This window comes from Neisseria sp. DTU_2020_1000833_1_SI_GRL_NUU_006, from assembly GCA_032388755.1.
In the GTDB taxonomy this organism is placed as follows: Bacteria; Pseudomonadota; Gammaproteobacteria; order Burkholderiales; family Neisseriaceae; genus Neisseria; species Neisseria sicca_C.
Genome location: CP135593.1, coordinates 554,453 through 579,560, shown reverse-complemented (window position 1 = coordinate 579,560; position 25,108 = coordinate 554,453). Strand labels below are relative to the sequence as shown.

The 25,108-nt window shown below is 52.4% G+C and carries 17 protein-coding genes, 1 other RNA gene and 2 pseudogenes; 9 read left to right on the top strand and 11 right to left on the bottom strand.

Annotated features, from left to right (window positions below; translation table 11 throughout):
* Window positions 1–78: 78 nt before the first annotated feature.
* From RSJ68_02680 to RSJ68_02670, 3 genes are all read left to right on the top strand, one after another.
* On the top strand, window positions 79–2,304 hold the full coding sequence (locus RSJ68_02680; protein ID WNU97675.1) for an NADP-dependent isocitrate dehydrogenase: 2,226 nt from the start codon (window positions 79–81) through the stop codon (window positions 2,302–2,304).
* 353 nt (window positions 2,305–2,657) lie between these two features.
* The gene (locus tag RSJ68_02675; GenBank protein WNU97674.1) at window positions 2,658–3,998 is read left to right on the top strand and encodes a DUF2868 domain-containing protein; all 1,341 of its coding nucleotides are present in this window, start codon (window positions 2,658–2,660) and stop codon (window positions 3,996–3,998) included.
* Window positions 3,999–4,069: 71 nt separating this feature from the next.
* A complete protein-coding gene (locus RSJ68_02670) occupies window positions 4,070–5,407 on the top strand; it encodes a DUF3482 domain-containing protein (GenBank protein WNU97673.1) in 1,338 nt (445 codons plus the stop codon).
* 245 nt (window positions 5,408–5,652) lie between these two features.
* Here RSJ68_02670 and RSJ68_02665 read toward each other — a convergent pair whose 3' ends face one another.
* Window positions 5,653–6,912: a D-amino acid dehydrogenase gene (locus tag RSJ68_02665; protein WNU97672.1), complete on the bottom strand. Its 1,260-nt coding sequence runs from the start codon at window positions 6,910–6,912 to the stop codon at window positions 5,653–5,655.
* Between the two features lie 136 nt (window positions 6,913–7,048).
* Between RSJ68_02665 and RSJ68_02660 the strand changes: the two genes are divergently transcribed.
* A complete protein-coding gene (locus RSJ68_02660) occupies window positions 7,049–7,513 on the top strand; it encodes a winged helix-turn-helix transcriptional regulator (GenBank protein ID WNU97671.1) in 465 nt (154 codons plus the stop codon).
* A 438-nt stretch (window positions 7,514–7,951) separates the two neighbouring features.
* Here RSJ68_02660 and purF read toward each other — a convergent pair whose 3' ends face one another.
* Window positions 7,952–9,496 carry an amidophosphoribosyltransferase gene (purF, locus tag RSJ68_02655; protein ID WNU97670.1) on the bottom strand — a complete coding sequence of 515 codons (1,545 nt, stop codon included), beginning with the start codon at window positions 9,494–9,496 and terminating at the stop codon, window positions 7,952–7,954.
* Between the two features lie 213 nt (window positions 9,497–9,709).
* On the opposite strand from purF, the gene RSJ68_02650 reads away from it, so the two are divergent.
* On the top strand, window positions 9,710–11,224 hold the full coding sequence (locus tag RSJ68_02650; protein ID WNU97669.1) for a polyamine aminopropyltransferase: 1,515 nt from the start codon (window positions 9,710–9,712) through the stop codon (window positions 11,222–11,224).
* 120 nt (window positions 11,225–11,344) lie between these two features.
* Here the strand turns inward: RSJ68_02650 and RSJ68_02645 are convergent.
* Window positions 11,345–11,464, bottom strand: a pseudogene (locus RSJ68_02645) (IS5/IS1182 family transposase).
* A gap of 446 nt (window positions 11,465–11,910) precedes the next feature.
* Window positions 11,911–13,665, bottom strand: coding sequence for an assimilatory sulfite reductase (NADPH) hemoprotein subunit (cysI, locus tag RSJ68_02640; GenBank protein WNU97668.1), 1,755 nt, complete (start codon window positions 13,663–13,665; stop codon window positions 11,911–11,913).
* Between the two features lie 215 nt (window positions 13,666–13,880).
* Here cysI and RSJ68_02635 point away from each other — a divergent pair, with 215 nt between their 5' ends.
* Window positions 13,881–14,231, top strand: coding sequence for a helix-turn-helix domain-containing protein (locus RSJ68_02635; protein ID WNU97667.1), 351 nt, complete (start codon window positions 13,881–13,883; stop codon window positions 14,229–14,231).
* Between the two features lie 409 nt (window positions 14,232–14,640).
* Here RSJ68_02635 and ffs read toward each other — a convergent pair.
* Window positions 14,641–14,737, bottom strand: an RNA gene (ffs, locus tag RSJ68_02630) — signal recognition particle sRNA small type.
* Window positions 14,738–15,070: 333 nt separating this feature from the next.
* On the opposite strand from ffs, the gene RSJ68_02625 reads away from it, so the two are divergent.
* Window positions 15,071–18,904 carry an FAD/FMN-binding oxidoreductase gene (locus tag RSJ68_02625; protein WNU97666.1) on the top strand — a complete coding sequence of 1,278 codons (3,834 nt, stop codon included), beginning with the start codon at window positions 15,071–15,073 and terminating at the stop codon, window positions 18,902–18,904.
* Between the two features lie 375 nt (window positions 18,905–19,279).
* On the opposite strand, the gene RSJ68_02620 is transcribed toward RSJ68_02625, so the two are convergent.
* The 6 genes and pseudogenes from RSJ68_02620 to RSJ68_02595 all read right to left on the bottom strand — a co-directional run bounded on the left by RSJ68_02620 (window position 19,280) and on the right by RSJ68_02595 (window position 23,670).
* A complete protein-coding gene (locus RSJ68_02620) occupies window positions 19,280–20,941 on the bottom strand; it encodes an electron transfer flavoprotein-ubiquinone oxidoreductase (protein ID WNU97665.1) in 1,662 nt (553 codons plus the stop codon).
* 129 nt (window positions 20,942–21,070) lie between these two features.
* Window positions 21,071–21,652: a C39 family peptidase gene (locus tag RSJ68_02615; protein ID WNU98334.1), complete on the bottom strand. Its 582-nt coding sequence runs from the start codon at window positions 21,650–21,652 to the stop codon at window positions 21,071–21,073.
* A gap of 142 nt (window positions 21,653–21,794) precedes the next feature.
* On the bottom strand, window positions 21,795–22,115 hold the full coding sequence (locus RSJ68_02610) for a hypothetical protein (protein WNU98413.1): 321 nt from the start codon (window positions 22,113–22,115) through the stop codon (window positions 21,795–21,797).
* 44 nt (window positions 22,116–22,159) lie between these two features.
* Entirely contained in the window at window positions 22,160–22,522 is a 363-nt protein-coding gene (locus RSJ68_02605) for a hypothetical protein (protein ID WNU97664.1), read from the bottom strand.
* A 73-nt stretch (window positions 22,523–22,595) separates the two neighbouring features.
* Window positions 22,596–23,027: pseudogene (locus RSJ68_02600) on the bottom strand (hypothetical protein).
* Window positions 23,028–23,256: 229 nt separating this feature from the next.
* Complete coding sequence (locus RSJ68_02595) at window positions 23,257–23,670, bottom strand: hypothetical protein (GenBank protein WNU97663.1); 414 nt, start codon at window positions 23,668–23,670, stop codon at window positions 23,257–23,259.
* A 227-nt stretch (window positions 23,671–23,897) separates the two neighbouring features.
* On the opposite strand from RSJ68_02595, the gene RSJ68_02590 reads away from it, so the two are divergent.
* Both RSJ68_02590 and RSJ68_02585 read left to right on the top strand, forming a co-directional pair.
* Entirely contained in the window at window positions 23,898–24,248 is a 351-nt protein-coding gene (locus RSJ68_02590; protein ID WNU97662.1) for a helix-turn-helix domain-containing protein, read from the top strand.
* Entirely contained in the window at window positions 24,152–25,048 is an 897-nt protein-coding gene (locus RSJ68_02585; GenBank protein ID WNU97661.1) for an IS3 family transposase, read from the top strand. The genes RSJ68_02590 and RSJ68_02585 overlap by 97 nt, the downstream gene beginning before the upstream one ends.
* Window positions 25,049–25,108 lie beyond the last annotated feature (60 nt).

The window sequence follows — 25,108 nt, the reverse complement described above, 5'->3', positions numbered from 1 at the left end:
AAATATGCCATAATAGCCACGCAGCGCGCTTTTGCGCCGCATTCGAAAAGAAAAACCTAACCTACAAGAGAATATCCCATGACTAGCAAAGCCACCATTATCTACACCCATACCGACGAAGCCCCCGCGCTGGCGACCCAATCCCTGCTGCCGATTGTGCAGGCGTTTACCCGTCATGCCGGTATCGAAGTCAAAACCAGCGATATTTCCCTGTCCGGCCGCATTCTGGCGGCGTTCCCCGAATATCTGACCGAAGCGCAGCGCGTACCCGACGCGCTTGCCGAGTTGGGTGAACTGGTGAAACAGCCAGACGCCAACGTGATCAAACTGCCGAACATTAGCGCATCCGTACCGCAACTGACCGCCGCAATTAAAGAATTGCAGGCCAAAGGCTTTGCCGTCCCCGACTATCCTGCCGACCCGCAAACCGATGAAGAAAAAGCCGTACGCGAACGTTACGACCGCATCAAAGGCAGCGCGGTCAACCCCGTTTTACGCGAAGGCAACTCCGACCGCCGCGCGCCGAAAGCAGTGAAAAACTTTGCGAAAAAAAATCCGCACAGCATGGGCGCATGGACCAAAGACTCCAAAACCCACGTTGCCACCATGCAAAGCGGCGACTTTTTCCATAACGAACAATCCGTTACCGTACCCGATGCGACTTCCGTATCCATCGTGTTCACCGACAAACAAGGCAACAAAAAAGAGCTGCGCGAGCCCGTCGCCCTGAAAGCCGGCGAAATCATCGACGCGACCGTGATGAGCAAAAAAGCCCTGCTCGCTTTCCTTGCCGAACAAGTGCAAGACGCGAAAGCAAAAGGCGTATTGTTCTCGCTGCACATGAAAGCCACCATGATGAAAGTGTCCGATCCGATTATCTTCGGACACGCCGTCAAAGTATTCTTCGCACCCGTCTTTGAAAAATTCGGCGACAAACTGGCTGCCGCCGGCGTCAACGTCAACAACGGCTTCGGCAACCTGCTTGCCAATCTGGACAAACTGGATGCGGACACCCGCGCTGCCGTCGAAGCCGAAATCGCCGCCGTTTACGCCGCCAACCCTGATTTGGCGATGGTCGATTCCGACAAAGGCATTACCAACCTGCACGTCCCCAGCGATGTTATCGTCGATGCCTCCATGCCCGCGATGATCCGCAACTCCGGCCGCATGTGGGACAAAAACGGCAAAGCGCAAGACACCAAAGCCGTGATTCCCGACAGCAGCTACGCAGGCGTTTATCAAGCAACCATCGACTTCTGTCGCGAACACGGCGCGTTCGATCCGACAACCATGGGTACCGTGCCCAACGTCGGTCTGATGGCGCAAGCAGCCGAAGAATACGGCTCGCACAATAAAACCTTCGAAATCGAAGCCGACGGTCAAGTTCAAGTCATCGATGCGGCGGGCAAAGTCCTGATGCAGCACGACGTTGAAGCTGGCGACATCTGGCGCATGTGCCAAACCAAAGACGCCCCCGTCAAAGACTGGGTACAACTCGCCGTCAACCGCGCCCGCCTGAGTAACACGCCCGCCGTGTTCTGGCTCGACGAAAACCGTCCGCACGATAAAAGCCTGCTCGCCAAAGTCAAATCCTATCTTGCCGAACTGGATACCGACGGCCTCGACATCCGCGTCCTCGCTCCCGAAGAAGCCGCCAAGTTCAGCTTGGGTCGTCTGAAAAACGGCGAAGACACCATTTCTGTAACCGGCAACGTCTTGCGCGATTATCTGACCGACCTTTTCCCGATTTTGGAACTCGGCACCAGCGCGAAAATGCTGTCCATCGTTCCGTTGATGAACGGCGGCGGTATGTTTGAAACCGGCGCGGGCGGCTCCGCACCGAAACACGTCCAACAATTCCTCGAAGAAAACCACCTGCGTTGGGACTCGCTGGGCGAATTCCTCGCGCTCGCCGTATCGTTTGAACATCTGGCGCAAAAAACCGGCAACACCAAAGCCCAAGTCCTCGCCGATACGCTCGATGCCGCCACCGAAAAACTGCTGTTGAACGACAAATCGCCCAAACGCAAAGCAGGCGAACTCGACAACCGCGGCAGCCATTTCTACCTCACCCTCTACTGGGCGCAAGAACTGGCAGCTCAGGATAAAGACGCAGAACTGAAAGCGGTATTTGCGCCGTTGGCAGAAACCCTGACCGCCGACGAAGCGAAAATCGTTGCCGAACTTTCCGCCGCGCAAGGCAAAGCAGCCGATATCGGCGGCTACTACGCCCCCGACGCTGCAAAAGCCGCGCAAGCCATGCGCCCGAGCGAAACGTTCAATCAGGCATTGGCAAAGCTGTAAAAGCATTACGGTAAGGCTGTAAACATGAAAGGTCGTCTGAAAACCTGTATTTAAAGGTTTTCAGACGACCTTTTTGGTACTTAGCTTTTATACAGTTCTTATTTTTCGTCCTTGCAACGCCGGCTGAAAAACTGGTTTTGAATTTTACCGACGCTTTGCCAATCTCTCTTTCTTAGGGTTTCCAATAAATCCCCGCTTACGTCGAAATAATGAGGCTGGTGGCGGAAAAGGCGCTCAAAATAAACGAGCCTTGCCATTTGCTATAAAAACCGGACTCAAGAATCCTGCCTACGGATGAAAAGGGCTGTGATAAAATCTTTGCGTTTTCACCATCCCTTTCAGACGACCTTTTTATGTTGAACCCATCCCGAAAACTCGCCGAACTTGTCCGTATTTTGGAAGAGGGCGGCTATATTTTTGCCGGCGATCCCGTGCAGGCGACGGAGGCGTTGCGTCATGTCGAGGGCGGTGTGGAAGGAAAAATCATCCGCCGCGCGGAGATGATAGACAGAGACCGCCGGCTTCGGCATACCTTGGAACAAGTGCAGACCGGGTCGTTTTGGCTGTGGGTCGTGGCGGCGACGGTGATGTTCAGTACCGGATTTTCCGGCACTTACCTTTTGATGGACAGCCAAGGGCTAAATTTTTTCCTGATTTTGGCGGGTGTGTTGGGCATGAATACGCTGATGTTGGCGGTATGGCTGGCAACGTTGTTCCTGCGCGTGAAAGTAGGGCGGTTTTTCAGCAGTCCCGCGACGTGGTTTCGGGGTAAAGACCCCGTCAATCAGGCGGTGTTCCGGCTGTATGCGGACGAATGGCGGCAGCCTTCGGCGCGTTGGATCGCCGGCGCGACTTCGCACAGTCTATGGCTCTGCACCCTGAGCGGGATGCTGGTGTCGGTATTGCTGCTGCTTTTGGTGCGCCAATATACGTTCAACTGGGAAAGCACGCTGTTGACCAATGCCGCTTCGGTACGCGCGGTGGAGATGCTGGCATGGCTGCCGTCGAAACTCGGTTTCCCCGCCCCGGACGCGCGGGCGGTGGTCGAAGGTCGTCTGAACGGCAACATCGCCGATGCGCGCGCGTGGTCGGGCTTGTTGGTCGGCAGCATTGCCTGCTACGGCATCCTGCCGCGCCTGCTGGCTTGGGTGGTGTGCAAAATCTTTTTAAAAACAAGCCAAAGCAAGCTGGATTTGGAGAAGCCTTATTATCAGGCGGTCATCCGCCGTTGGCAGAATAAAATCGTCGATGCGGATACGCGTCGGGAAACCGTGTCCGCCGTTTCCCCGAAAATCACCTTAAACGACGCGCCCAAGTGGGCAGTCATGCTGGAAACCGAATGGCACGAAGGCACATGGTTTGCGGGCAGGCTGGCGCAGGAATGGCTGGATAAAGGCGTGGCGGCGAATCGGGAAGAGGTTGCCGCTTTGGAAACGGAATTGAAACAGAAACCCGCCCAGCTCCTCATCGGTGTGCGCGCGGAAACCGTCCCCGACCGCGGCGTGTTGCGGCAGATTGTCCGACTCTCGGAAGCAGCGCAGGGCGGGGCGGTGGTGCAGCTTTTGACGGAACGGGCGCTTTCAGACGACCTGTCCGAAACATTGGACCACTGGCGCAACGCGTTGGCAGAGTGCGACGTGGCATGGCTGGAACCTGACAAGGCGGCGCAGGAAGGTCGTCTGAAAAGCCAATAACGCACTTGAAATGCCCTGTTAAGCCGCCATCCTGAAAAAGGTCGTCTGAAAATCCATTCTCTCAAAATATGATGAACAACCAACCCCTTTCCCTCGCCGTCGTCGGGCACACCAATACCGGCAAAACCTCGCTCCTGCGCACCCTGTTGCGCGACAGCGGGTTCGGCGAAGTCAAAAACGCCCCGTCCACCACGCGTCATGTCGAAGAAGCCGCGATTACCGACGGCGCCGACACGCTGCTGTACCTGTACGATACGCCCGGGCTCGAAGACGCGGGCGGCGTTTTGGATTGGCTGGAAACCCATACGGATGCACGCGCCGACGGCATTGAGCGGCTGCAAAAGTTCCTCGACAGCCACGGCGCGCATCACGATTTCAACCAAGAAGCCAAAGTGCTGCGGCAGCTTTTGCAAAGCGATATGGCGTTGTACGTCATCGACGCGCGCGAACCCGTACTCGACAAATATCGGGACGAATTGACCATTCTGTCATGGTGCGCCAAACCGGTCATGCCCGTGTTCAACTTTACCGGCGGACAGCTTCCCGAAGCGTGGACGACCATGCTGGCGCGCCGCAATCTCCACGTTTTCGCAGGGTTCGACACCGTCGCCTTCGATTTTGAAGGCGAATTGAACCTCTGGAACAAGCTTGCCACCATGCTGCCGCAGCATGACATCATCGACCGCCTGACCGCTTCCCGCCGCCGCGAATGGACGCGTCTGGACAAAGAAGCGCGCCACGAAATCGCAGGTTTCCTGCTCGATGTGGCAGCCTTCACACAGGAAATCGACGAAAACGACGACCCCGCGCCCGTCCTGCAAACCATGCAGGCAGAAATCCGCCAGCTCGAACGACAGATGCAGCAGCGGCTGTTTGCCCTCTACCGCTTCTACCACAGCGAAATCGACGGCGGCGACTGGGTGCCCAAAGCCTTCCATCAAGATCCGTTCGACAGCGAGTTACTCAAACAATACGGCATCCGTACCGGCACGGGCGCGGCAACCGGCGCACTCATCGGCTTGGGGCTGGACATCGCCACGCTCGGCGGTTCGCTCGGATTGGGTACGGCAATCGGCGGTTTTTTGGGCGGTATCCTGCCCAATACCCGCACCATTTCCGACAAGCTCACCGGTCGCCAAACCCTGCACACCGACCCCGAAACCCTGACCCTGCTCGCCGCCCGCGCCCTCGATTTGCTCCACATCCTGCAAACGCGTGGCCATGCGGCGCAATCGCAAGTCGAGTTGCACAGCCGCAAAGCGCCCTGGACGCCGGACAAACTCCCGTCCGAACTCAACAAAGCGCGCAGCAGGTGGAAATGGTCGTCCCTCAACACCCACCTCCCCGAAACCAGCCGCGCCGAGCGCGAGGAATATACGGAAAGTTTGAGCCGGAAATTGGGCGGATAAAAAATCAAAGGTCGTCTGAAACCTTAACTCCAGGCTTTCAGACGACCTTTGCCATATCTGCAACCTCCCCCACTCTACTAAATGTAGCGGGCCGAAAATCCAAAAAAACGCCGCAGCGTGGATTTTACCCGCAACAACACAATACCGAATTGAAAAAGGTCGCCTGAAAGTCGGAATATAGGTTTGAGGAAACTTGCTATATCCGTTTTCAGACGACCTTTTTACAAAGACAGCGCATTGCGCCGTCAAACTTTCGTGTAACGAGACAAACCCAAATCATCGCTGCGGATTTCGGTTTCCTTACCGCAGACTATATCGGCGGCCAGTTTGGCAGAGCCGAGCGACATGGTCCAACCCAAAGTCCCGTGTCCTGTGTTCAAAAACAGGTTTTCCAATGGTGTTTTGCCGATAAGCGGCGTGCTGTCTGGCGTCATCGGCCGTAACCCGCTCCAAAATTCCGCCTGCTGCAAATCTCCGCCGCCCGGGAAAAGGTCGTTGACGACCAATGCCAAAGTAGCACGGCGTTTTTCGGATAAATGCAATCCGTAACCTGACAACTCCGCCATACCGCCGACGCGGATGCGTTTGTCGAAGCGGGTGATGGCAACTTTGTATGTTTCATCAAGAACGGTGGAAACCGGCGCTTTTTCATCATGAACGACAGGGAGGGTCAATGAATAGCCTTTTACCGGATAAATCGGCAAATCCCAGCCCAAATCCTCCAAAACCGTTCTGCTGAAACAGCCTAAGGCGCATACGAATGCGTCTGCCTCAAACTGTCCTTGGTCGGTTTCAACGGCAGTAATGCGGCATCGGTCGTGTATGATGCGACGTATGTGATGTCCGAATTCAAAACGCACGCCTTTCTGTATGCACAAATCGCGCAGTTTTCGGGTAAACAGACGGCAATCGCCGGTGGCATCGGCAGGAAGGTGCAATCCGCCTGCGATTTTAGGTAAAGCATGGTGTAGCGCGGGTTCGAATTCCAAGCATTCTTCAGGTTTCAGACGACGTAGGGGAACGCCGTAACGTTCTAAAACGGCAATGTCTTTTTCAGCAGCGGCAACTTCTTTTTGCGTGCGGAAGATTTGCAAAGTCCCCTTGTTCCTACCTTCAAAATCAATGTTTTCCTGTTCTTTAAAAAGACGGAACATTTCACGGCTGTATTCCGAAATCCGAACCATCCTCTCTTTATTGATTTGATAACGCTCCGCCGTACAGTTGTCCAGCATTTGTTTGAGCCAGCGGATTTGAAACAGGCTTCCGTCGGGTTGAAAAATTAAGGGCGAGTGTTGCTTGAACATCCACTTCAAGGCCTTGAGCGGAATACCCGGAGCCGCCCAAGGCGTGGTGTAGCCGTAAGAGAGCTGCCCGGCATTGGCAAAGCTGGTTTCCATTGCCACATCGTCGGCGCGGTCGATGACGGTTACGTCATGCCCTTCGGAAGCCAAATACCATGCGGTTGAAACTCCGGCGATACCTGCGCCCAAAACAATCAGCTTCATATCTTCTCCTTAAAATTTAAATTATTTTTAATTATGAATGGCTAGTTTAGGATATTTTTATTAGAGATATTCACTTTATTTTTAATAATTTCGTATGTATTATCCCTATTTAATGACATTCAAAAGGAAAAGCATCATGAAAGAACTGGATAAAACCGATCTGAAAATTTTAAAATTTCTGCAACAAAACGCCCGGATACCGATGACGGAGCTGGCGGAGAAAGTGGGGCTTTCGACTACGCCTGTTACCGAGCGCGTCAAACGGCTGGAGCGCGATAATTTCATTACCGGCTATCACGCCCGCCTCAATCCGAATTTATTGGGCAAAGGATTGTTGATTTTTGTCGAATTGAAGCTGCGTTCGAAGTCAGGCAATATTTTTGAAGATTTTCGTCGGGAAGTCATGAGGATTCCGCAAATTTTGGAATGCCACTTGGTATCGGGCGAATACGATTATCTGATTAAAGTCCGCCTGCCCGATATGTCGGCCTATCGAGATATGTTGGGCAATATTTTACTGCACCTGCCTGCCGCGGCGGAAAGCCGAAGTTATGTGGTGATGGAGGAAGTAAAAGAAGAAACGGTATTGGATTTGGATTGAGTGTAGGACAGAAGCCAAGATTAGAATAATTACACTGGTAGATAGTAGATAGGGAAATATGAAATATTGTAACTTCTTTGCTTATATCATTAGATTGAAAGAAAAAAGCAAAAAAAAATGCACACATCAATAAGATGTGTGCCAAGTCTACAAAGGAGAAATAGAGGAGAAACTATTAACTGACTACTCGAACCAGCTAACGGGACGAATTATGCGCTTTAAGCGGAAGTAATGCAAGTTTTTTCTTGTAAAGTTTCTCTTTGATTGTTGTATTTTTGTATTTTGTAGTTATATTCCATGAAGTATAAATAAATTAAGAATAACCCTTTGGCAAAATCAGGCTCTTTCATTCAAAGGGAAAAGGCCGTCTGAAAACCCTTTCCCTTTAAAGGAGGGCGGTTTTCAGACGACCTTTTGCCTTAATCGTTCAAACCGGTTTTATTCTTCGTCACCCGTATCGCTGATGCTGATGCTGTGTTCCATCCTGCTCGGGTGGATTTTCAAGCCGCCGCAGCCGGATTTCTCGGCGGACAGGCGGTCGAGGTAGGCTTGGTCGATGTCCCCGGTTTGATAGATGCCGTTGAAACAGGACGAATCGAAGGATTCGATTTGCGGATTGAGTGCTTTGACGACGGTTTCCAAATCGCTCAAATTTTGGAAAACGATGCCGTCCGCGCCGATTTCGGCGGCAATTTCCGCCGCGCTGCGCCCGTTGGCAATCAATTCTTCGCGCGTGGGCATGTCGATGCCGTACACATTGGGATAGCGTACTTCGGGAGCGGCGGAGGCGATATAGACTTTGCGCGCGCCCGCTGCGCGTACCATTTCGACGATTTCGCGGCTGGTCGTCCCGCGCACGATGGAATCGTCCACCAGCAATACGCTTTTTCCTTCAAACTCGGTTTCCATCGGGCTGAGTTTTTGGCGCACGGATTTTTTGCGCGTCGCCTGACCGGGCATGATAAAGGTGCGGCCGATATAGCGGTTTTTAATCAAACCTTCGCGGTAAGGCTTTTTGAGGTGGACGGCAAGTTCCATCGCGCTGGGACGGCTGGTGTCGGGAATGGGCATCACGACGTCGATGTCGTCCACGGGCAGCTCGCGTTTGATTTTTTCCGCTAAGGACACGCCCATGTCCAAACGCGATTGGTAAACCGATACGCCGTCGATCACGGAGTCGGGACGGGCAAAATAGACGTATTCGAAGAGGCAGGGGCTGAGTTTGGCGCGGTCGCTGCATTGACGGGCAATCAGTGTGCCGTCAAAGCCGACGAATACCGCTTCGCCCGGCTGGATATCGCGTTCCAAATCGTAGGCAAGCGCATTGAAGGCAACGGATTCGGAGGCGACGGCATAGGATTTTCTGCCTGCCTCGTCGGTTTGCGAACCCAACACCAGCGGGCGTATGCCGTAAGGATCGCGGAAAGCGAGCATGCCGTAGCCCGCAATCATGGCAACCACGCCGTATGCGCCGCGCACCAGGCGGTGGACTTCGGCAACGGCGTTGAAAATATTGTCGATATTGAGCCGGTGGGGATTGGCGTTTTTAGAGACTTCGCGGCGCAATTCGTGCGCGAATACGTTGAGCAAGACTTCGGAATCGGAGCTGGTGTTGACGTGGCGCAGGTGTTTGTTGCACACGTTTTCATACAGTTCGGCGGTATTGGTGAGGTTGCCGTTGTGTGCCAACACGATGCCGAAAGGCGAGCTGACGTAGAAAGGCTGGGCTTCCGCGCTGCTGCCCGCGTTGCCCGCCGTAGGATAACGGACGTGGGCGATGCCCGCGTTGCCGACCAAATCGCGCATATTGCGTGTGCGGAACACTTCGCGCACCATGCCTTTGCCTTTGTGCATATGGAACGTGCCGCCCTCGGCCGTTACAATGCCCGCCGCATCCTGCCCCCTGTGCTGCAACATCTGCAAACCGTCGTACAGAAGCTGGTTTACCGGCTCATGGCTGACCAAACCTAATACACCGCACATATCGTCTTCTCCGAATTCGAGGTTAACTTGGAAACTAGAATTATAGAATAAATCGGACAAAGTTGCCCAAATTGTTGACAATATTTTCATGTCAACCCCAAAAATACGGAAACGTCGTCTGAACAAACGGCTGGAGTTTTTCAGACGACCTTTGCGGCAGACCATCCCTATTTCAATATACAATAGCAGCTCAAACCCTATTCCTACCACACCATGACCGCCAACCGCACCCTCATCATCTCCGTCTTCATCGTCGCCAGTTGCGGCCTCGCCTACGAACTCATCATCGCCGCGTTGGCGAGCTATCTTTTGGGCGACAGCATTTTGCAGTTTTCCTCCGTCATCGGACTTTATCTTTTCTCGATGGGCATAGGCGCGCACCTGACCCGCTACATCAAAGACGAAGACGTGTTGCACCGCTTCATCGAAATCGAACTTTTGGTCGGCATCATCGGCGGCATTTCCGCACTGGCCTTGTTCGTCGCCTTCGGGCTTTCCGCCGCCCCGTTCCGCACCCTGCTCTACGCCTTCGTGTTGATTGTCGGCGCAGTCGTCGGCATGGAAATCCCGTTGGTGATGCGCGTGTTAAACCGCAAAGGCGCAGAGTTTAAAGAACTCGTTTCCAAAGTCCTGACCTTCGACTATTTGGGCGCACTCGCCGTTTCCTTGCTCTTTCCGCTTCTCCTCGCCCCCAAACTCGGCATGGCGCGTTCCGCCCTCTTGTTCGGCATCCTCAACGCCGCCGTCGCCTACCTGACCGCACGCGTATTCAAAGCCGAACTGCCCCGCTACCGCGCCATCCGCCTGCACGCGCTGATTGTCTTGTCCGTCCTCGCCGCCGCTTTCGCCTACGCCGACCGCATCTCCTTCAAAGCCGAACAAAGCTATTTCGGCGACCCCGTCGTCTATCAAAGCCACTCGCCCTACCAACGGCTCGTCGTGACCCGCTGGAAAGACGACACCCGCCTCTACATCAACGGCAACCTGCAATTCTCCTCGCGCGACGAAGCCCGTTACCACGAAGCCCTCGTCCTGCCCGCCATGCAGATGGTTCAAAACGCCTCCCGCATCCTCATCCTCGGCGGCGGCGACGGATTGGCGGCGCGCGAAGTCTTGAAATACCCGCAGGTCAAACACGTTACCCTAGTCGATTTAGACCCCGACATGACCGCCACCTTTAAAACCTCCGCCACCTTAAGCGCGCTCAACCAAGGCTCGCTGTCCCACCCCAAAATGCACGTCGTCAACGACGATGCCGCCAAATGGCTGGAGGGGTCGTCTGAAAAATTCGACGTCATCATCATCGACCTGCCCGACCCGTCCAACTTCTCACTGGGCAAACTCTACTCCGTCCCCATGTACCGCCTCGTCGCCCGCCATCTTCATCCGCAGGGCAAAATCGTCGTCCAATCCACCTCGCCCTACTTCGCCCCCAACGCCTACTGGTCGGTCGTCTCCACCCTCGAAGCCGCCGGCCTTTCCACCGCCCCATATCACGTTTACGTCCCCTCCTTCGGCGAATGGGGATTTGTGTTGGCAGGCTTCGATAAACAATTCCCCGTCCCGCAGAAATTCGACGTCCCTACGCGTTATCTGAACGCCCAAACCGCCGCCGAAATGTTCCGCTTCCCGCCGGACATGGCAAGGCGCAAGGTTGAGCCGAACTATCTGAACAACCAAATCCTCGTCAGCTATTTCGAAAGCGACTGGCGCAACGTCATCCGTTGAGCTTTTTCCCAAAACAAAGGTCGTCTGAACACTTTCAGACGACCTTTTGACTACCGGCTTTCAACTCTTACTCTTATTTTTTCGAGTTTGCCAACCCAAAGTCGGGCTATAGCTAAATTATAGTAGATTAAATTTAAACCAGTACGGCGTTGCCTCGCCTTGCCGTACTATTTGTACTGTCTGCGGCTTCGTCGCCTTGTCCTGATTTAAATTTAATCCACTATACTTTCTTTCAGATACGCAATTTACCGGTTGTCGTCATTCCTGAGCAGGCGGCAATCCATTTTTGAAATTCAGAAACTGTTTTTCAAACCAAGGTTTCTCAAGTTTTACGATGGACTCCCGCCGTAGCCTGTCCTCGCGTAGGCGGGGGCGGGAATGATGGAATTTAATGATATGCCGGAATTAAAATTAAGTATGTTTGCCAGATTCGGAAGACGTTTCGAATAGGATGTCGCATCATGGGCTTTGCCAGCGAAAACTTTCCTTCCCGCCGTCTGTCCGACTGCAGCAATCTGGAGACACAGCCTGCACCACGACAACTTTTCAAACGGCCTTCCAACCCGCCCCTAAAGCGAACGATTGCGTCCCGCGTTCGCCCGAGAAAACCGTTGTTCTCAAAATCCAAAAGGTCGTCTGAATTTTTCAGACGACCTTTCTTCCTGTACATCCTTCCTTACCTGCACTCATACCCAAAAATCGCGTGGCGGATCGAGAACAGGTTTGACAATACCAGTGCGGATGGCGAAGTCGCCGAAGCCTTCGTCGTCGAGGCGGTTTTGCGCCCAGTTTCCGACCCAGCCGTCGACGATTTCGAGGATTTCGGGTTCGGTAATGTTTTCTTTAAAGAGACGCGGGATGCGTGTGCCTTCGCGGTTGCCGCCTGCGTAGAGGTTGTAGCGGCCGACGGCTTTGCCGACCAAACCGATTTCGGCGAGCATGGCGCGGCCGCAGCCGTTGGGACAACCCGTTACACGCAAAACGATGTATTCGTCTTCCAAGCCGTATTTGGCGAACATTTCGTCGATTTTGTCGGAGAACGACGGCAGGAAGCGTTCGGCTTCCGCCATCGCCAGCGGACAGGTTGGCAGGGCGACGCACGCCATGGAGTTTTCGCGCTGGATGGTGATGGATTTGCTGATTAAGCCGTGTTCTTTAGCGATTTTGTCTATGGTGTCTTTCAGCTCGGGCGGGACGTTGGCGACGACGAGGTTTTGGTTGGCGGTCAGGCGGAAGTCGCCGGGGTGGATTTTGGCGATTTCGCGCACGCCGGTTTTCAACGGTCTGCCGGGGTAGTCGAGCAGGCGGCCGTTTTCGATAAACAGGGTCAGGTGCCAGTTGCCTTCGAGTCCTTTAACCCAGCCGATGTGGTCGCCGCGATGGGTGAAGGCGTAGGGGCGGATAGGTTCGAACTTGATGCCCATGCGCCGTTCAACTTCTTCTTTGAACACTTCGACGCCGACGCGCTGGAGGGTATAGCGGGTACGTGCGGCTTTGCGGTCGCTGCGGTTGCCCCAGTCGCGCTGGGTGCTGACGACGGCTTCGGCGGCGTTGAGGGTGTATTCGAGGGGGACGAAACCGAATTCGTAGGAGGTGTTGGGGTAGGTTTTGGTGTTGCCGTGTTCGCTGGACAGCCCGCCGCCGACAAGGACGTTGAAGCCGACAAGTTTGCCGTTTTCTTCGATGGCGACGAAGCCTAAATCATTGGAATGGATGTCTACATCGTTGTCGGGCGGGATGACGACGGCGGTTTTGAATTTGCGCGGCAGGTAGGTTTTGCCGAGAATGGGCTCGACGTCGTCGGCGATTTCTTTGTTGCGCGGTTCGGTCGGTTCGGTGGTGAACACTTTTTCTCCGTCCAGCCAGACATCGGCGTATGCCATAGTGCGCGGCAGGAGGTGCATACTGATGCGTTTCGCCCATTCGTAGGCTTCTTGGTGCAACGGGCTTTGAACGGGATTGCTGGTGCAGAGTACGTTGCGGTTGACGTCGCTGGCGGTGGCGATGGAATCGAGGCCGAGTTTATGCAGGGACTGGTGCGCCAGCTTCAAATCGGTTTTTAAAATGCCGTGGTATTGGAAGGTTTGGCGGTTGGTCAGGCGGATGGAGCCGTAAATAGTGTGGTCGCCGGCAAATTCGTCTATGCCCAGCCACTGCGCCGGTGTGATGATGCCGCCGGGCAAGCGGCAGCGCAACATCATGTTTTTTAGGGGTTCGAGTTTTTGGTCGGTACGCTCGGCACGGATGTCGCGGTTGTCCTGCTCGTACATACCGTGGAAGCGGATGAGCTGGAAATTGTCGGCGGTAAAGCCGCCGGTAAAGTCATCGGTCAAATCGTCTTTGATGGTACCGTGCAGATAGTCGCTGCGGTCTTTCAGGGCTTCGTTGCCGGAAAGCGGGGTGTCGGGCAGCTTGGCGCGCGGGTCGGCGGTGGTCGTCATAGGGTGCTCCTTATTCTCAGTTTGGAGCTACTTTAATCAGGTCGTCTGAAAATGGGAAAGAATGGTTTGTTCGATTTAAAGATGATTTCGTTATATCCAAAAGATTACCTGTAATGTAGGGGCACACTGCACCAAATAGAAAAAAGGTCGTCTGAACATTGAACTGCACCCCAAAAGTTGGACATCCCCTCCAACTCACAAGGTGCAGTTTTTTTATGGGCAAATATACATTACACTTCAAATACCAAGCCGTACTCCACTACCTGCACATACGCAGCCAACAGCGTACCGCAGACCACTACGGCATCTCACGAACCCACCTGAGACGTTGGATAACCGCCTATCAAGAAGGCGGCATCGGCGCACTTGAACATCCCCAATCCAAAACCATGCCCCAACACCGCAAAAACCCCTTCATCGCCGACAAACCCGATCAAGAAAAAACGCAGGCAGAGCTTATTGAAGAGTTGTGCTATATGCGCGCAGAGGTCGCCTACCTAAAGGAGTTAAAAGCCCTCAGCCAAAAACAGACCGAAAAGGACAAAGCCAAACCGTCCAAACACTGAGGGCGCAACACCCGCTCAAATACCTGCTGCACATCGCAAACCTGCCCAAAAGCAGCTTTTACTGCCATCACCAAGACCGGCCCGACCCCGATGAAGCCGACAAAGCCCTTATCGCCGAAATCTACGAACGGCATAAGCATTGGGTTGGAACCGCAAAAAAGCGGCACGGTTGATGAAACAGAGAGACGATTATATAGACTACTACAACCGGGAGCGTTGCAGTTTGAAATTGAAAAAGCCGAGTCCCGTCGCATACAGAACCCGGCTTGCACAGAGCACCTGAATAGGGCTTTTATCGGGTATCCAAGATTTGGGAGGCAGTCCAGCTTTCAGACGACCTTTTCCCCATCCCGGATTCTACAAAAGCAAAAACACCGAAGACCAATCCATCTTCGGTGTTTTTTAATAGGGTGGCGAGCCAGACCCCCGGCACTGACGCATCGGAGTGGGCTGCTGGCTTCCGCCCCTGACCCGGTGTTCCGAATTACCATGCGGGGAGACCCGCCGTAAGAGAGTGGCATTATAACTGTTTTACGGGAAAACTCAAGCGCGACGGCATCGAAGGTCGTCTGAAAAGTCTTTTTACCTTTAAATTGTCAACAATATTTGCCTTTTTGAAAATTATTCCTATTGAAACATTTTTCGCCTTTTCCGTTGAAAAACATCGGAATTTAAACTACATTATCGCTTTTCCAACGAGTTGTCTGATTGTTTTGAAAATCATTTTAACTTCGTTGAAGCTGCGCTTTCAGACGACCTTTTCATAAAAATACGGCGAAATCATGCTGCAGCTTTCCGCAGTTTCGCCATACCAATAATCATACGGACACACCGCCACCATGACCACGACTACCGCCCCGCAGCGTATTCGGGAAATTCCCTACAACTATACTTCCTACACCGACCGCGAAATCGTCATCCGATTATTGGGCGACGAAGCGTGGCAGATTCTGCAAGACTTGCGCGGACAGCGCAGGACGGGGCGTTCGGCGCGGATGCTGTTTGAAGTGTTAGGCGATATTTGGGTGGTCGTGCGCAATCCGTATCTGGTCGATGATTTGCTGGACCACCCGAAACGCCGTGCCGCGCTGGTGCGCGAAATGCGCCACCGTTTGAACGAAATCCGCAAACGCCGCGACGACAATCCGCAAGTCGATGTATTGGTTGCGGAGGCGGAAAAGGCGGTCGAGCGTTTTGACGGCGGCTTTGACGAAACGCGCCAAAAGCGGCGGCAGATTTTGGAACGTTTGAGCAAAATCACCAAGCCGCACAATATTATGTTCGACGGGCTGGCGCGGGTGACGCACGTTACCGATGCGACCGACTGGCGCGTCGAATATCCGTTTGTCGTCGTCAATCCCGATACGGAGGCGGAAGTCGCGCCTTTGGTGCGCGCCTTAATCGAGCTGGATTTGGTCATTATCCCGCGCGGCGGCGGCACGGGTTATACCGGCGGTGCCGTGCCTTTGGATGCCATGAGCGCGGTCATCAATACGGAAAAGCTGGACAAGCATCGCGGCGTGGAATTTGTCGAACTGGCGGGCTTGGACGGCAAACATCCGATTATCCATTGCGGCGCGGGCGTGGTAACGCGGCGGGTGGAAGAAACCGCGCATCAGGCGGGTTTGGTGTTCGCCGTCGATCCAACTTCCGCCGATGCGTCCTGCGTGGGCGGCAATGTGGCGATGAACGCGGGCGGTAAAAAAGCCGTGCTGTGGGGGACGGCGTTGGACAACCTCGCCTACTGGCAAATGGTCAACCCGCAGGGCGAATGGCTGCGCATCGAGCGCGTGCGCCACAATTTCGGCAAAATCCACGACGAAGAAACCGCCGTGTTCGACGTTCACACGCTGGATTCAGACGGCCTCAATGTCGTTAAAACCGAACGCTTGGAAATCCCCGGCCACAAATTCCGCAAAGTCGGTTTGGGCAAAGACGTTACCGACAAATTCTTGAGCGGCCTGCCCGGCGTGCAGAAAGAAGGTACGGACGGCATCATCACCAGCGTCGCCTTCGTGTTGCACAAAATGCCGAAATACACGCGTACCGTGTGTATGGAATTTTTCGGTACGGTCGCCACCGCCACGCCTTCTATCGTCGAAATCCGCGATTTCCTGCTCGCCCACGACAGCGTTCGGCTGGCGGGTTTGGAGCATTTGGACTGGCGTTATGTCCGCGCCGTCGGCTACGCCACCAAAGCGGCGGGCAAAGGACGGCCGAAAATGGTTTTGTTGGCGGACGTGGTTTCAGACGACGAAGCCGCCGTAGAGGCCGCCGCCGCACACATCTGTGAACTTGCCCGCGCCCGCGACGGCGAAGGCTTTATCGCCGTGTCGCCCGAAGCGCGCAAAACCTTCTGGCTCGACCGCAGCCGCACCGCCGCCATCGCCAAGCACACCAACGCCTTTAAAATCAACGAAGACGTGGTGATTCCGCTGGAACGGCTGGGCGAGTATTCAGACGGCATCGAACGCATCAACATCGAGCTTTCCATCCAAAACAAACTCACCCTGTGCGCCGCATTGGAGCAATATCTGTCAGGCAAACTCCCTATCGACAAAATGGGTACGGACCTGCCGACCGCCGAACTTTTGGGCGAACGCGGCAAACACGCCCTTGCCCACGTTTCCGCCGTCAAAGCGCGTTGGGACTGGTTGCTCGCCCATCTGGATACGCCGCTTGCCGACTACAAAGCCCGCTACGGCGCAGCCGTCCATGCCGCGCCCGAAGCCAAAGACGACGAGAGCTGTTTCACCGCATTCCGCGATTTCCGCCTGCGCGTGTCCGTCAAAGAAGACGTAATGAAACCGCTCGCCGAAATCTTCAGCGGCAAAACCGACACCAAAATCATCGAAGGTTTGGGCAAAATCCACGCCAAAACCGTGCGCGGCAGAGTCTTCGTCGCCCTGCATATGCACGCCGGCGACGGCAACGTCCACACCAACATCCCCGTCAATTCAGACGACGCCCAAATGCTTCAGACGGCCTACCGTTCGGTCGAGCGCATCATGAAACTCGCCCGCTCGCTCGGCGGCGTGATTTCCGGCGAACACGGCATCGGCATCACCAAGCTCGAATTTCTGACCGATGAAGACTTGCAACCGTTTTGGGACTACAAAAACCAAGTCGATCCCAAACACACATTCAACCGTCACAAACTGATGAAAGGCTCGGACTTACGCAACGCCTACACGCCGTCTTTCGAGCTTTTGGGCGCGGAATCGTTGATTATGGAAAAATCAGACCTCGGCACCATCGCCGATTCCGTCAAAGACTGCCTGCGCTGCGGCAAATGCAAACCCGTTTGTTCCACCCACGTCCCGCGCGCCAACCTGCTGTACAGCCCGCGCAACAAAATCCTCGGCGTGGGGCTGCTGACTGAAGCCTTCTTATACGAAGAGCAAACCCGCCGCGGCGTTTCCATCAAACACTTCGAAGAACTCATGGACATCGGCGACCACTGCACCGTGTGCCACCGCTGCGTCAAACCATGCCCCGTCAACATCGACTTCGGCGACGTAACCGTAGCCATCCGCAACTACCTTGCCGATTCCGGCCACAAACGCTTCGCGCCCGCCGCATCGATGGGCATGGCGTTCCTGAACGCCACCGGCCCGAAAACCATCAAAGTCCTGCGCGCCGCCATGATACAGACCGGCTTCCCCGCGCAGAATTTCGCCTACAAAATCGGCAAACTCCTGCCCGTCGGCACCAAAAAACAAAAAGCCGAACCCAAAGCCACCGTCGGCACCGCCCCGGTCAAAGAACAAATCATCCACTTCATCAACCGTCCTTTGCCCAAAAGCGTGCCCGCTAAAACACCGCGCTCCATGCTCAGCATCGAAGACGACAAAAGTATCCCCATCATCCGCAACCCCGCCGCGCCCGAAGATGCCGAAGCCGTGTTTTACTTCCCCGGCTGCGGTTCCGAGCGTTTGTTCAGCCAAATCGGACTCGCCGTCCAAGCCATGCTCTGGCACGTCGGCGTACAAACCGTCCTGCCGCCCGGCTATATGTGTTGCGGCTATCCGCAAGACGCGGGCGGCAACAAGGCAAAAGCCGAGCAAATGAGCACCAACAACCGCGTCGCCTTCCACCGCATGGCGAACACCCTCAACTACCTTGACATCAAAACCGTCGTCGTCAGTTGCGGCACCTGCTACGACCAACTCGAAAAATACCGCTTTGAAGAAATCTTCCCCGGCTGCCGCATCATCGACATCCACGAATACCTGCTCGAAAAAGGCGTGAAACTGAACGGCGTGAAAGGTCAGCAATACCTCTATCACGACCCCTGCCACACCCCCATCAAAACCATGAACGCCACCCAAATGGCAAGCAGCCTCATGGGGCAGAAAGTCGTCTTAAGCGACCGCTGCTGCGGCGAATCCGGCATGTTCGCCGTCAAACGCCCCGACATCGCCACCCAAGTCAAATTCCGCAAACAGGAAGAAATCGAGAAAAACCTCAAAGAGCTGCCGCAGGGCGAACCCGTCAAAATGCTCACCACCTGCCCTGCCTGCCTGCAAGGCCTGAGCCGCTACGCCGACGACAACGACATGCCCGCCGACTACATCGTCATCGAAATGGCGAAACACATCCTCGGCGAAAACTGGCTGGACGAGTTTGTGAAAAAAGCCAACAACGGCGGCGTGGAGAAAGTGTTGCTGTAAGGCGTACGGTTTTCAGACGACCTCAAAGGTCGTCTGAAAACCGTCATTCATTAAATCGGCGGAGAGACTTTGGAAGGTTGGAGTAAAGACTGTTTTGATGAACCAAGTCGCCGAAAGCAGTTTGATAAATTTCCTTTATCTTCCAAAGTTGAAAAGGGGACGGTTCAGGATTTGGGTTTTGCCTGTGAACTCTGTATTCCCATCTCCTTTCTTTCAGACGACCTTTACGTTTTAAGCAGATAAAATCCTATCCCTTCTTCAACACTTTCCGACTATGAAAAAAAGTCGTCTGAAAACCTTAAACCAAGATTTTCAGACGACCTTTTTTATCCGGCGCGGCAAATGTTTGCAACTTAGCCCAAGCTACCGCCGAACCTACATCCCGCCGTAATTCGGTCCACTCGCACCTTCGGGGCAAATCCAAGTAATGTTTTGCGTCGGGTCTTTGATGTCACACGTTTTGCAGTGCACGCAGTTGGCGGCGTTGATTTGCAGGCGCGGGCTGCCGTTTTCTTCAACAATTTCATAGACACCGGCCGGACAATAGCGCGTTTCGGGTGAGGCGTATTCTTTGTAGTTCACGTCTATCATCGTTTGCGGATTTTTCAGCACCAGATGGTCGGGCTGGTTTTCTTCGTGCGCGAGATTGGCGAGGAAGACGCTGCTTAAACGGTCGAAGGTCAACACGCCGTCGGGTTTCGGATAATCAATCGGCTTGCACGCGGCGGCTTTTTTGAGCTGCTCGTTGTCTTTGCCGTGATGTTTCAAGGTCCACGGGGCCTTGCCTCTGAAAATCATCTGGTCGATGCCGGTATAGATTGAACCGAGGTAAACGCCCCATTTGAATGACGGACGGACGTTACGCGCAGCGTAAAGCTCTTGATACAGCCAGCTTTGTTCAAAACGTTGCTGATAATCCGACGCTTCTTTGCCGCTGTCGAAGCTTTCCACTTCTTCGAGGTTTTCCAACAAGGGGAACACGGCTTCAGCGGCAAGCATGGCGGATTTCATGGCTGTATGGATGCCTTTGATACGCGGCATATTCAGGAATCCGGCGGCATCGCCGATTAAAACGCCGCCTTTGAATGAGAGCTTCGGCAGGCTTTGCAAACCGCCTTCAATCAGCGAACGCGCGCCGTAAGCGATACGGCGACCGCCTTCGAAGGTTTTGCGGATTTCCGGATGGGTTTTGAAACGTTGGAACTCTTCAAACGGCGACAGATAAGGGTTTTGATAGTCCAAACCGACCACAAAACCGACGGCGACCTTGTTGTCGTCGAAATGGTAAACAAACGCGCCGCCGTAGGTTTTGCTGTCCAGCGGCCAGCCCGCGCTGTGTATAACCAGACCTGGCTGATGTTTTTCAGACGACACTTCCCAAATCTCTTTGATGCCCAAGCCGTAAGTTTGCGGCTGGCTGTTTCGGTCGAGTTGGAAACGCTCGATGATTTGCTTGGAAAGCGAACCGCGGCAACCTTCGGCAAACAGGGTTTGCTGCGCCCAAAGCTCCATGCCGGGCTGGAAACTGTCGGTCAGCTCGCCGTCTTTACCTACACCCATATTGCCGGTTGCAATGCCTTTGACCGAACCGTCTTCGTGATACAGCACTTCGGCAGCGGCAAAGCCCGGATAGATTTCCACGCCCATATTTTCCGCCTGCTCCGCCAACCAGCGCACAACTTCGCCCAAGCTGGCGATATAATTGCCGTGATTGTCAAAATTAGGAGTAACCGGCAGATTGAACGCTTTTTTCTCAGTCAGGAACAACACTTTGTCCTGCGTTACCGCGCGCGTCAGCGGCGCGCCTTTTTCTTTCCAATCGGGAATCAGCTCATTCAGCGCAATCGGATCGATGACCGCACCCGCCAGCGAATGCGCACCCGCCTCAGAACCCTTCTCCACCACGCAAACGCTGATTTCGCGCCCGTTTTTTTCGGCAAGCTGCTTGAGTTTGATGGCGGCGGACAAACCCGACGGGCCTGCGCCGACAATCACGACATCGTATTGCATACTGTCGCGGGTGATGGATTCTGTCATGGCGGTTCCTGTATGTTTATTATTGAATTGAAAACCCGCGATTATACAACGGGAACATATAGTTACCAAATACAACAAAGGTCGTCTGAAAACCATATTTTCGGTTTTCAGACGACCTTTGCCGGAATTTCAATCAGCACGCCGCCATTTTACCTGCCCGACCGCAAATTCCGTCTGACGTTTCGGACTGCGTGTGAAAAACGCCTTATCCCCGCCAGTATCCGCCCCTTTCGGCACAACCGCCAAAATCTTACCTGCCAAATTTCCCTCGCGGGTTTTCCAAGCATCCAAAAACTGCGCTCTGCTCATGGAAACATGACCCAGCGACGGGTCGGCAAGCAAAACCGTATTGCCGTCTATACCGCGCAATACCGAGAAATGATCGTCCTTACGGTATTTCAGATACACGATGACGGGAATTTTCAACTGCGCAAGCTGCTCGAAAGACAGAGCATAGCCTTTCGCCTCAAAACCCAAATCAGGCATGATGCGCTGCATATCCTCAAACGACGCACGCATCTGCTCCTTATCCAGCTTTTTCAACACTTCTTCTTCCGTCAGCTTTTGCCCGTAAAAATTGTTCAAAAGCGTCGCCACCGAAGCCGCCCCGCAGGAAAAATCCAAATCCTGCTTCACAATATTGAAATCGCGCCTCTCTTTCCAACTTTGCACTTTGATTTTTCCGTAAACAACAGGATTATCGTTAAACATCGGTGCAGCATTCAGAGGACCGGATAAAGAAACGGCAATAGGCACTGACAGACAAATACGTTTAAACATCATCATACCTTCTAAAGATATATGTAAGAGGTCGTCTGAAAAGGCTTTCAGGCGACCTCTTGCAAAATTATTCTTACATGCCGGCTTTCTTAGCAAACCAGACAATCCTATTTCCGGCATGATATTTTCCGTTTATCGAAATACGGCAAGCCATACCGCAAAAATGCCACGCGCTGCCGATTTCAACGGTAATTTTCGTACCGCTTTCTTCAAATTCCAGGTATTCCCCCATCAGCGAATGCAAAGGAGCATACGCCATCTCGGCTTCGTTATGATAAACCCGCCTTCCGTTGATATAGACTTCCGCCCCTGTCCGCTCCAAATTCCAAAAATTGTGTACCACAATCTCTATATCCCGATATTGGGCAGACCATGTTTTTTCGAAGGTTTTCATAAAATTTCCTATACCTGTCCAATCAGCACATATCAATTGCATTATTACATCTCAATACGATAAATATTTCTTAAGTCAAAATGCAAGTCTGACCGTACCTTAACTGTCAAAATTTTATTATTTTTTATTGATTTTAAAACAATTTCTGCAAAATTCTCTTCGCTTTCTCTCTTTTTTAGAAGCACATCAGAAAAAATAAAACTTCCCCGATTAAATTCATAAATATGTTTCAACCATTCACCTCCTCTTTCTGTAAGACAAGATTCAGTTTCATTCTTCCTTATTGTATAAATATTTCCCTCACAAAATCTGAAATAAATCCATAAATCCATCTTCTTCATAATTAAAGAAAAAGTTTCACCCCAAGATTTTGTCAGCAATTCGCAGGGTTGCGATGTGGCAATCAAACAGCCGAAAGAAATTTTTTTATCTCATACATGGTCGAAACCAGATTCTGTTATTTCAAGATCCATTTTTTCGTCAACAACTGAATCCGCATTTTTGAATTAACGTTTCCATAAGCTGCCGTTTATCTAAACCGGCAGGTTCAGTTTCAAAATAAGCCTGATATGAAGACTGTAAGCATTTCAGAAAAAGATCATCGGAAGACATATCCGCCGAATCAAATACAACTGTTTTGATTTTGGTACTTACCCAAAACCCTTTTTGCTCTTTTTCTACTATACGGAAATTCAGAATATTTCCAACCGAATCAAAAGCACGGTAAACATCATCCATCAAATCCTGCTGCTCTATTTTAAAGCCCCTTTCACTTGGCTAATGAAAGGGGTAAACATCATCCATCAAATCCTGCTGCTCTATTTTCTTTTCCAATTCCGACAATCCTTGAAATATATCCAAAGACACATCTTCAAATAGAAAAAAAGGAGGGGTTAGAAGCGGTTTTTCCATAATCTGTCCGTAGATTTTGATTCCCAAGGGCGAAGAAATTCTCTTGTTGTTTACAGGTTAGAAAATCAAAGCCCGCTTAAAAGTATAACTGTACGCCCAATTTCAGCAAGCGCAGGTCGAGTTGCCAAGCCCAACAAAACCGTTGAATCACATGAATGTTTGGTTATAACTCAACCTTATATCTATACTTACCGAAAACCTCAAATCATTTAATAAAAATAAAACCTAACTACTTACTAATACGGTAAACAACATCTTCTCTTAACAAGGTTTTATCTGTTATCTCATTTAAAGACAATAAACTTTTTGGAAGCATCTCTAATTTATTCATATCACTCATATCCCCTACATACAGGAAAAAATCTTGGGGAATCCCCCTTAATCTTTTTAATAATTCTTCACAAAGCCTAAAATGATTTAAATTTAGGTTCTTTTTATTTTTTTTGATAAATTCGAGATAACCACGCTTATTAGAAAAAATTTCAGGATATATTCCTTCTCCCTCTGAAGAAGTATATATCCATTCATATAGGGAAAAATTCTTATACCCAATATGAAACAAAGTGTGTTCATTATATTTCGAAAAACCTAGAAGCTCTGTATCTGTTGGTTTATCGAAATAAACAATTATTGCAGAAGACATAACAACTATTCCAAATCTGGCTTAATAAAAATTAAGCCAGACTATTTAACTATTTACGATAAAAGGTATGACCTGTAACTTTCGAACTTTTGTGTTGATAATGTGGCATATAACTTTTATGAGTACCATGAGCATCATGACGAATCACATTATTTTTACCCCATGCATTTTGAACTGCACCCCAAAAGTTGGACATCCCCCCTCCAACTCACAAGGTGCAGTTTTTTATGAGCAAATATACATTACACTTCAAATACCAAGCCGTACTCCACTACCTGCACATACGCAGCCAACAGCGTACCGCAGACCACTACGGCATCTCACGAACCCACCTGAGACGTTGGATAACCGCCTATCAAGAAGGCGGCATCGGCGCACTTGAACATCCCCAATCCAAAACCATGCCCCAACACCGCAAAAACCCCTTCATCGCCGACAAACCCGACCAAGAAAAAACACAGGCGGAGCTTATTGAAGAGTTGTGCTATATGCGCGCAGAGGTCGCCTACCTAAAGGAGTTAAAAGCCCTCAGCCAAAAGCAGACCGCAAAGGACAAAGCCAAACCGTCCAAACACTGAGGGCGCAACACCCGCTCAAATACCTGCTGCACATCGCAAACCTGCCCAAAAGCAGCTTTTACTACCATCACCAAGACCGGCCCGATCCCGACGCAGCCGACAAAGCCCTCCTTGTCGAAACCTACCGGCGGCATAAAGGACGCTACGGACAAAGGCGCATTGCCGCCGCATTGGGTTGGAACCGCAAAAAAGCGGCGCGGCTGATGAAGCAGTTGGAACTGAAAGCCCTCATACGGGCGAAAAAAGCCTACCGCCATCCCGCCATGGGCGAAATATCGGAACACCTCCTCAAACGTCTTTTCACAGCCGAAAAGCCCAACGAGAAATGGCTGACAGACGTGACCGAACTCAAAGGAAAGGACGGCAAACTGTACCTCTCTCCGATATTGGACCTGTTCAACCGCGAGATCGCCGCCTACGCCATGAGCCGCAGAGCCGACAGCGAAATGGTGAAGGAAATGCTCGAAAAAGCCGCACCCCGTCTGACTGCTAAAGGAACGATTCTTCATTCGGACCAAGGCGTGCTGTACCGTACGGCGGGGTATAGGGAATTGCTTGCGGGGCATTCCATGGTTCAAAGCATGTCGCGAAAGGCGAACTGTTGGGACAATGCGCCGATGGAGAGTTTCTTTGCGGTGTTGAAGACGGAGTGTTTCTATAACGCAGGTGAATTGACGGTAGATGAATTGATGAAGCAGATAGATGACTATATGGATTACTACAACCGGGAGCGTTGCAGTTTGAAATTGAAAAAGCTGAGTCCTGTCGCATACAGAACCCGGCTTGCACAGAGCGCCTGAATAGGCTTTTATGAGTGTCCAAGATTTGGGGGCCAGTTCATTTTGCGCCAGTTTTGCTGA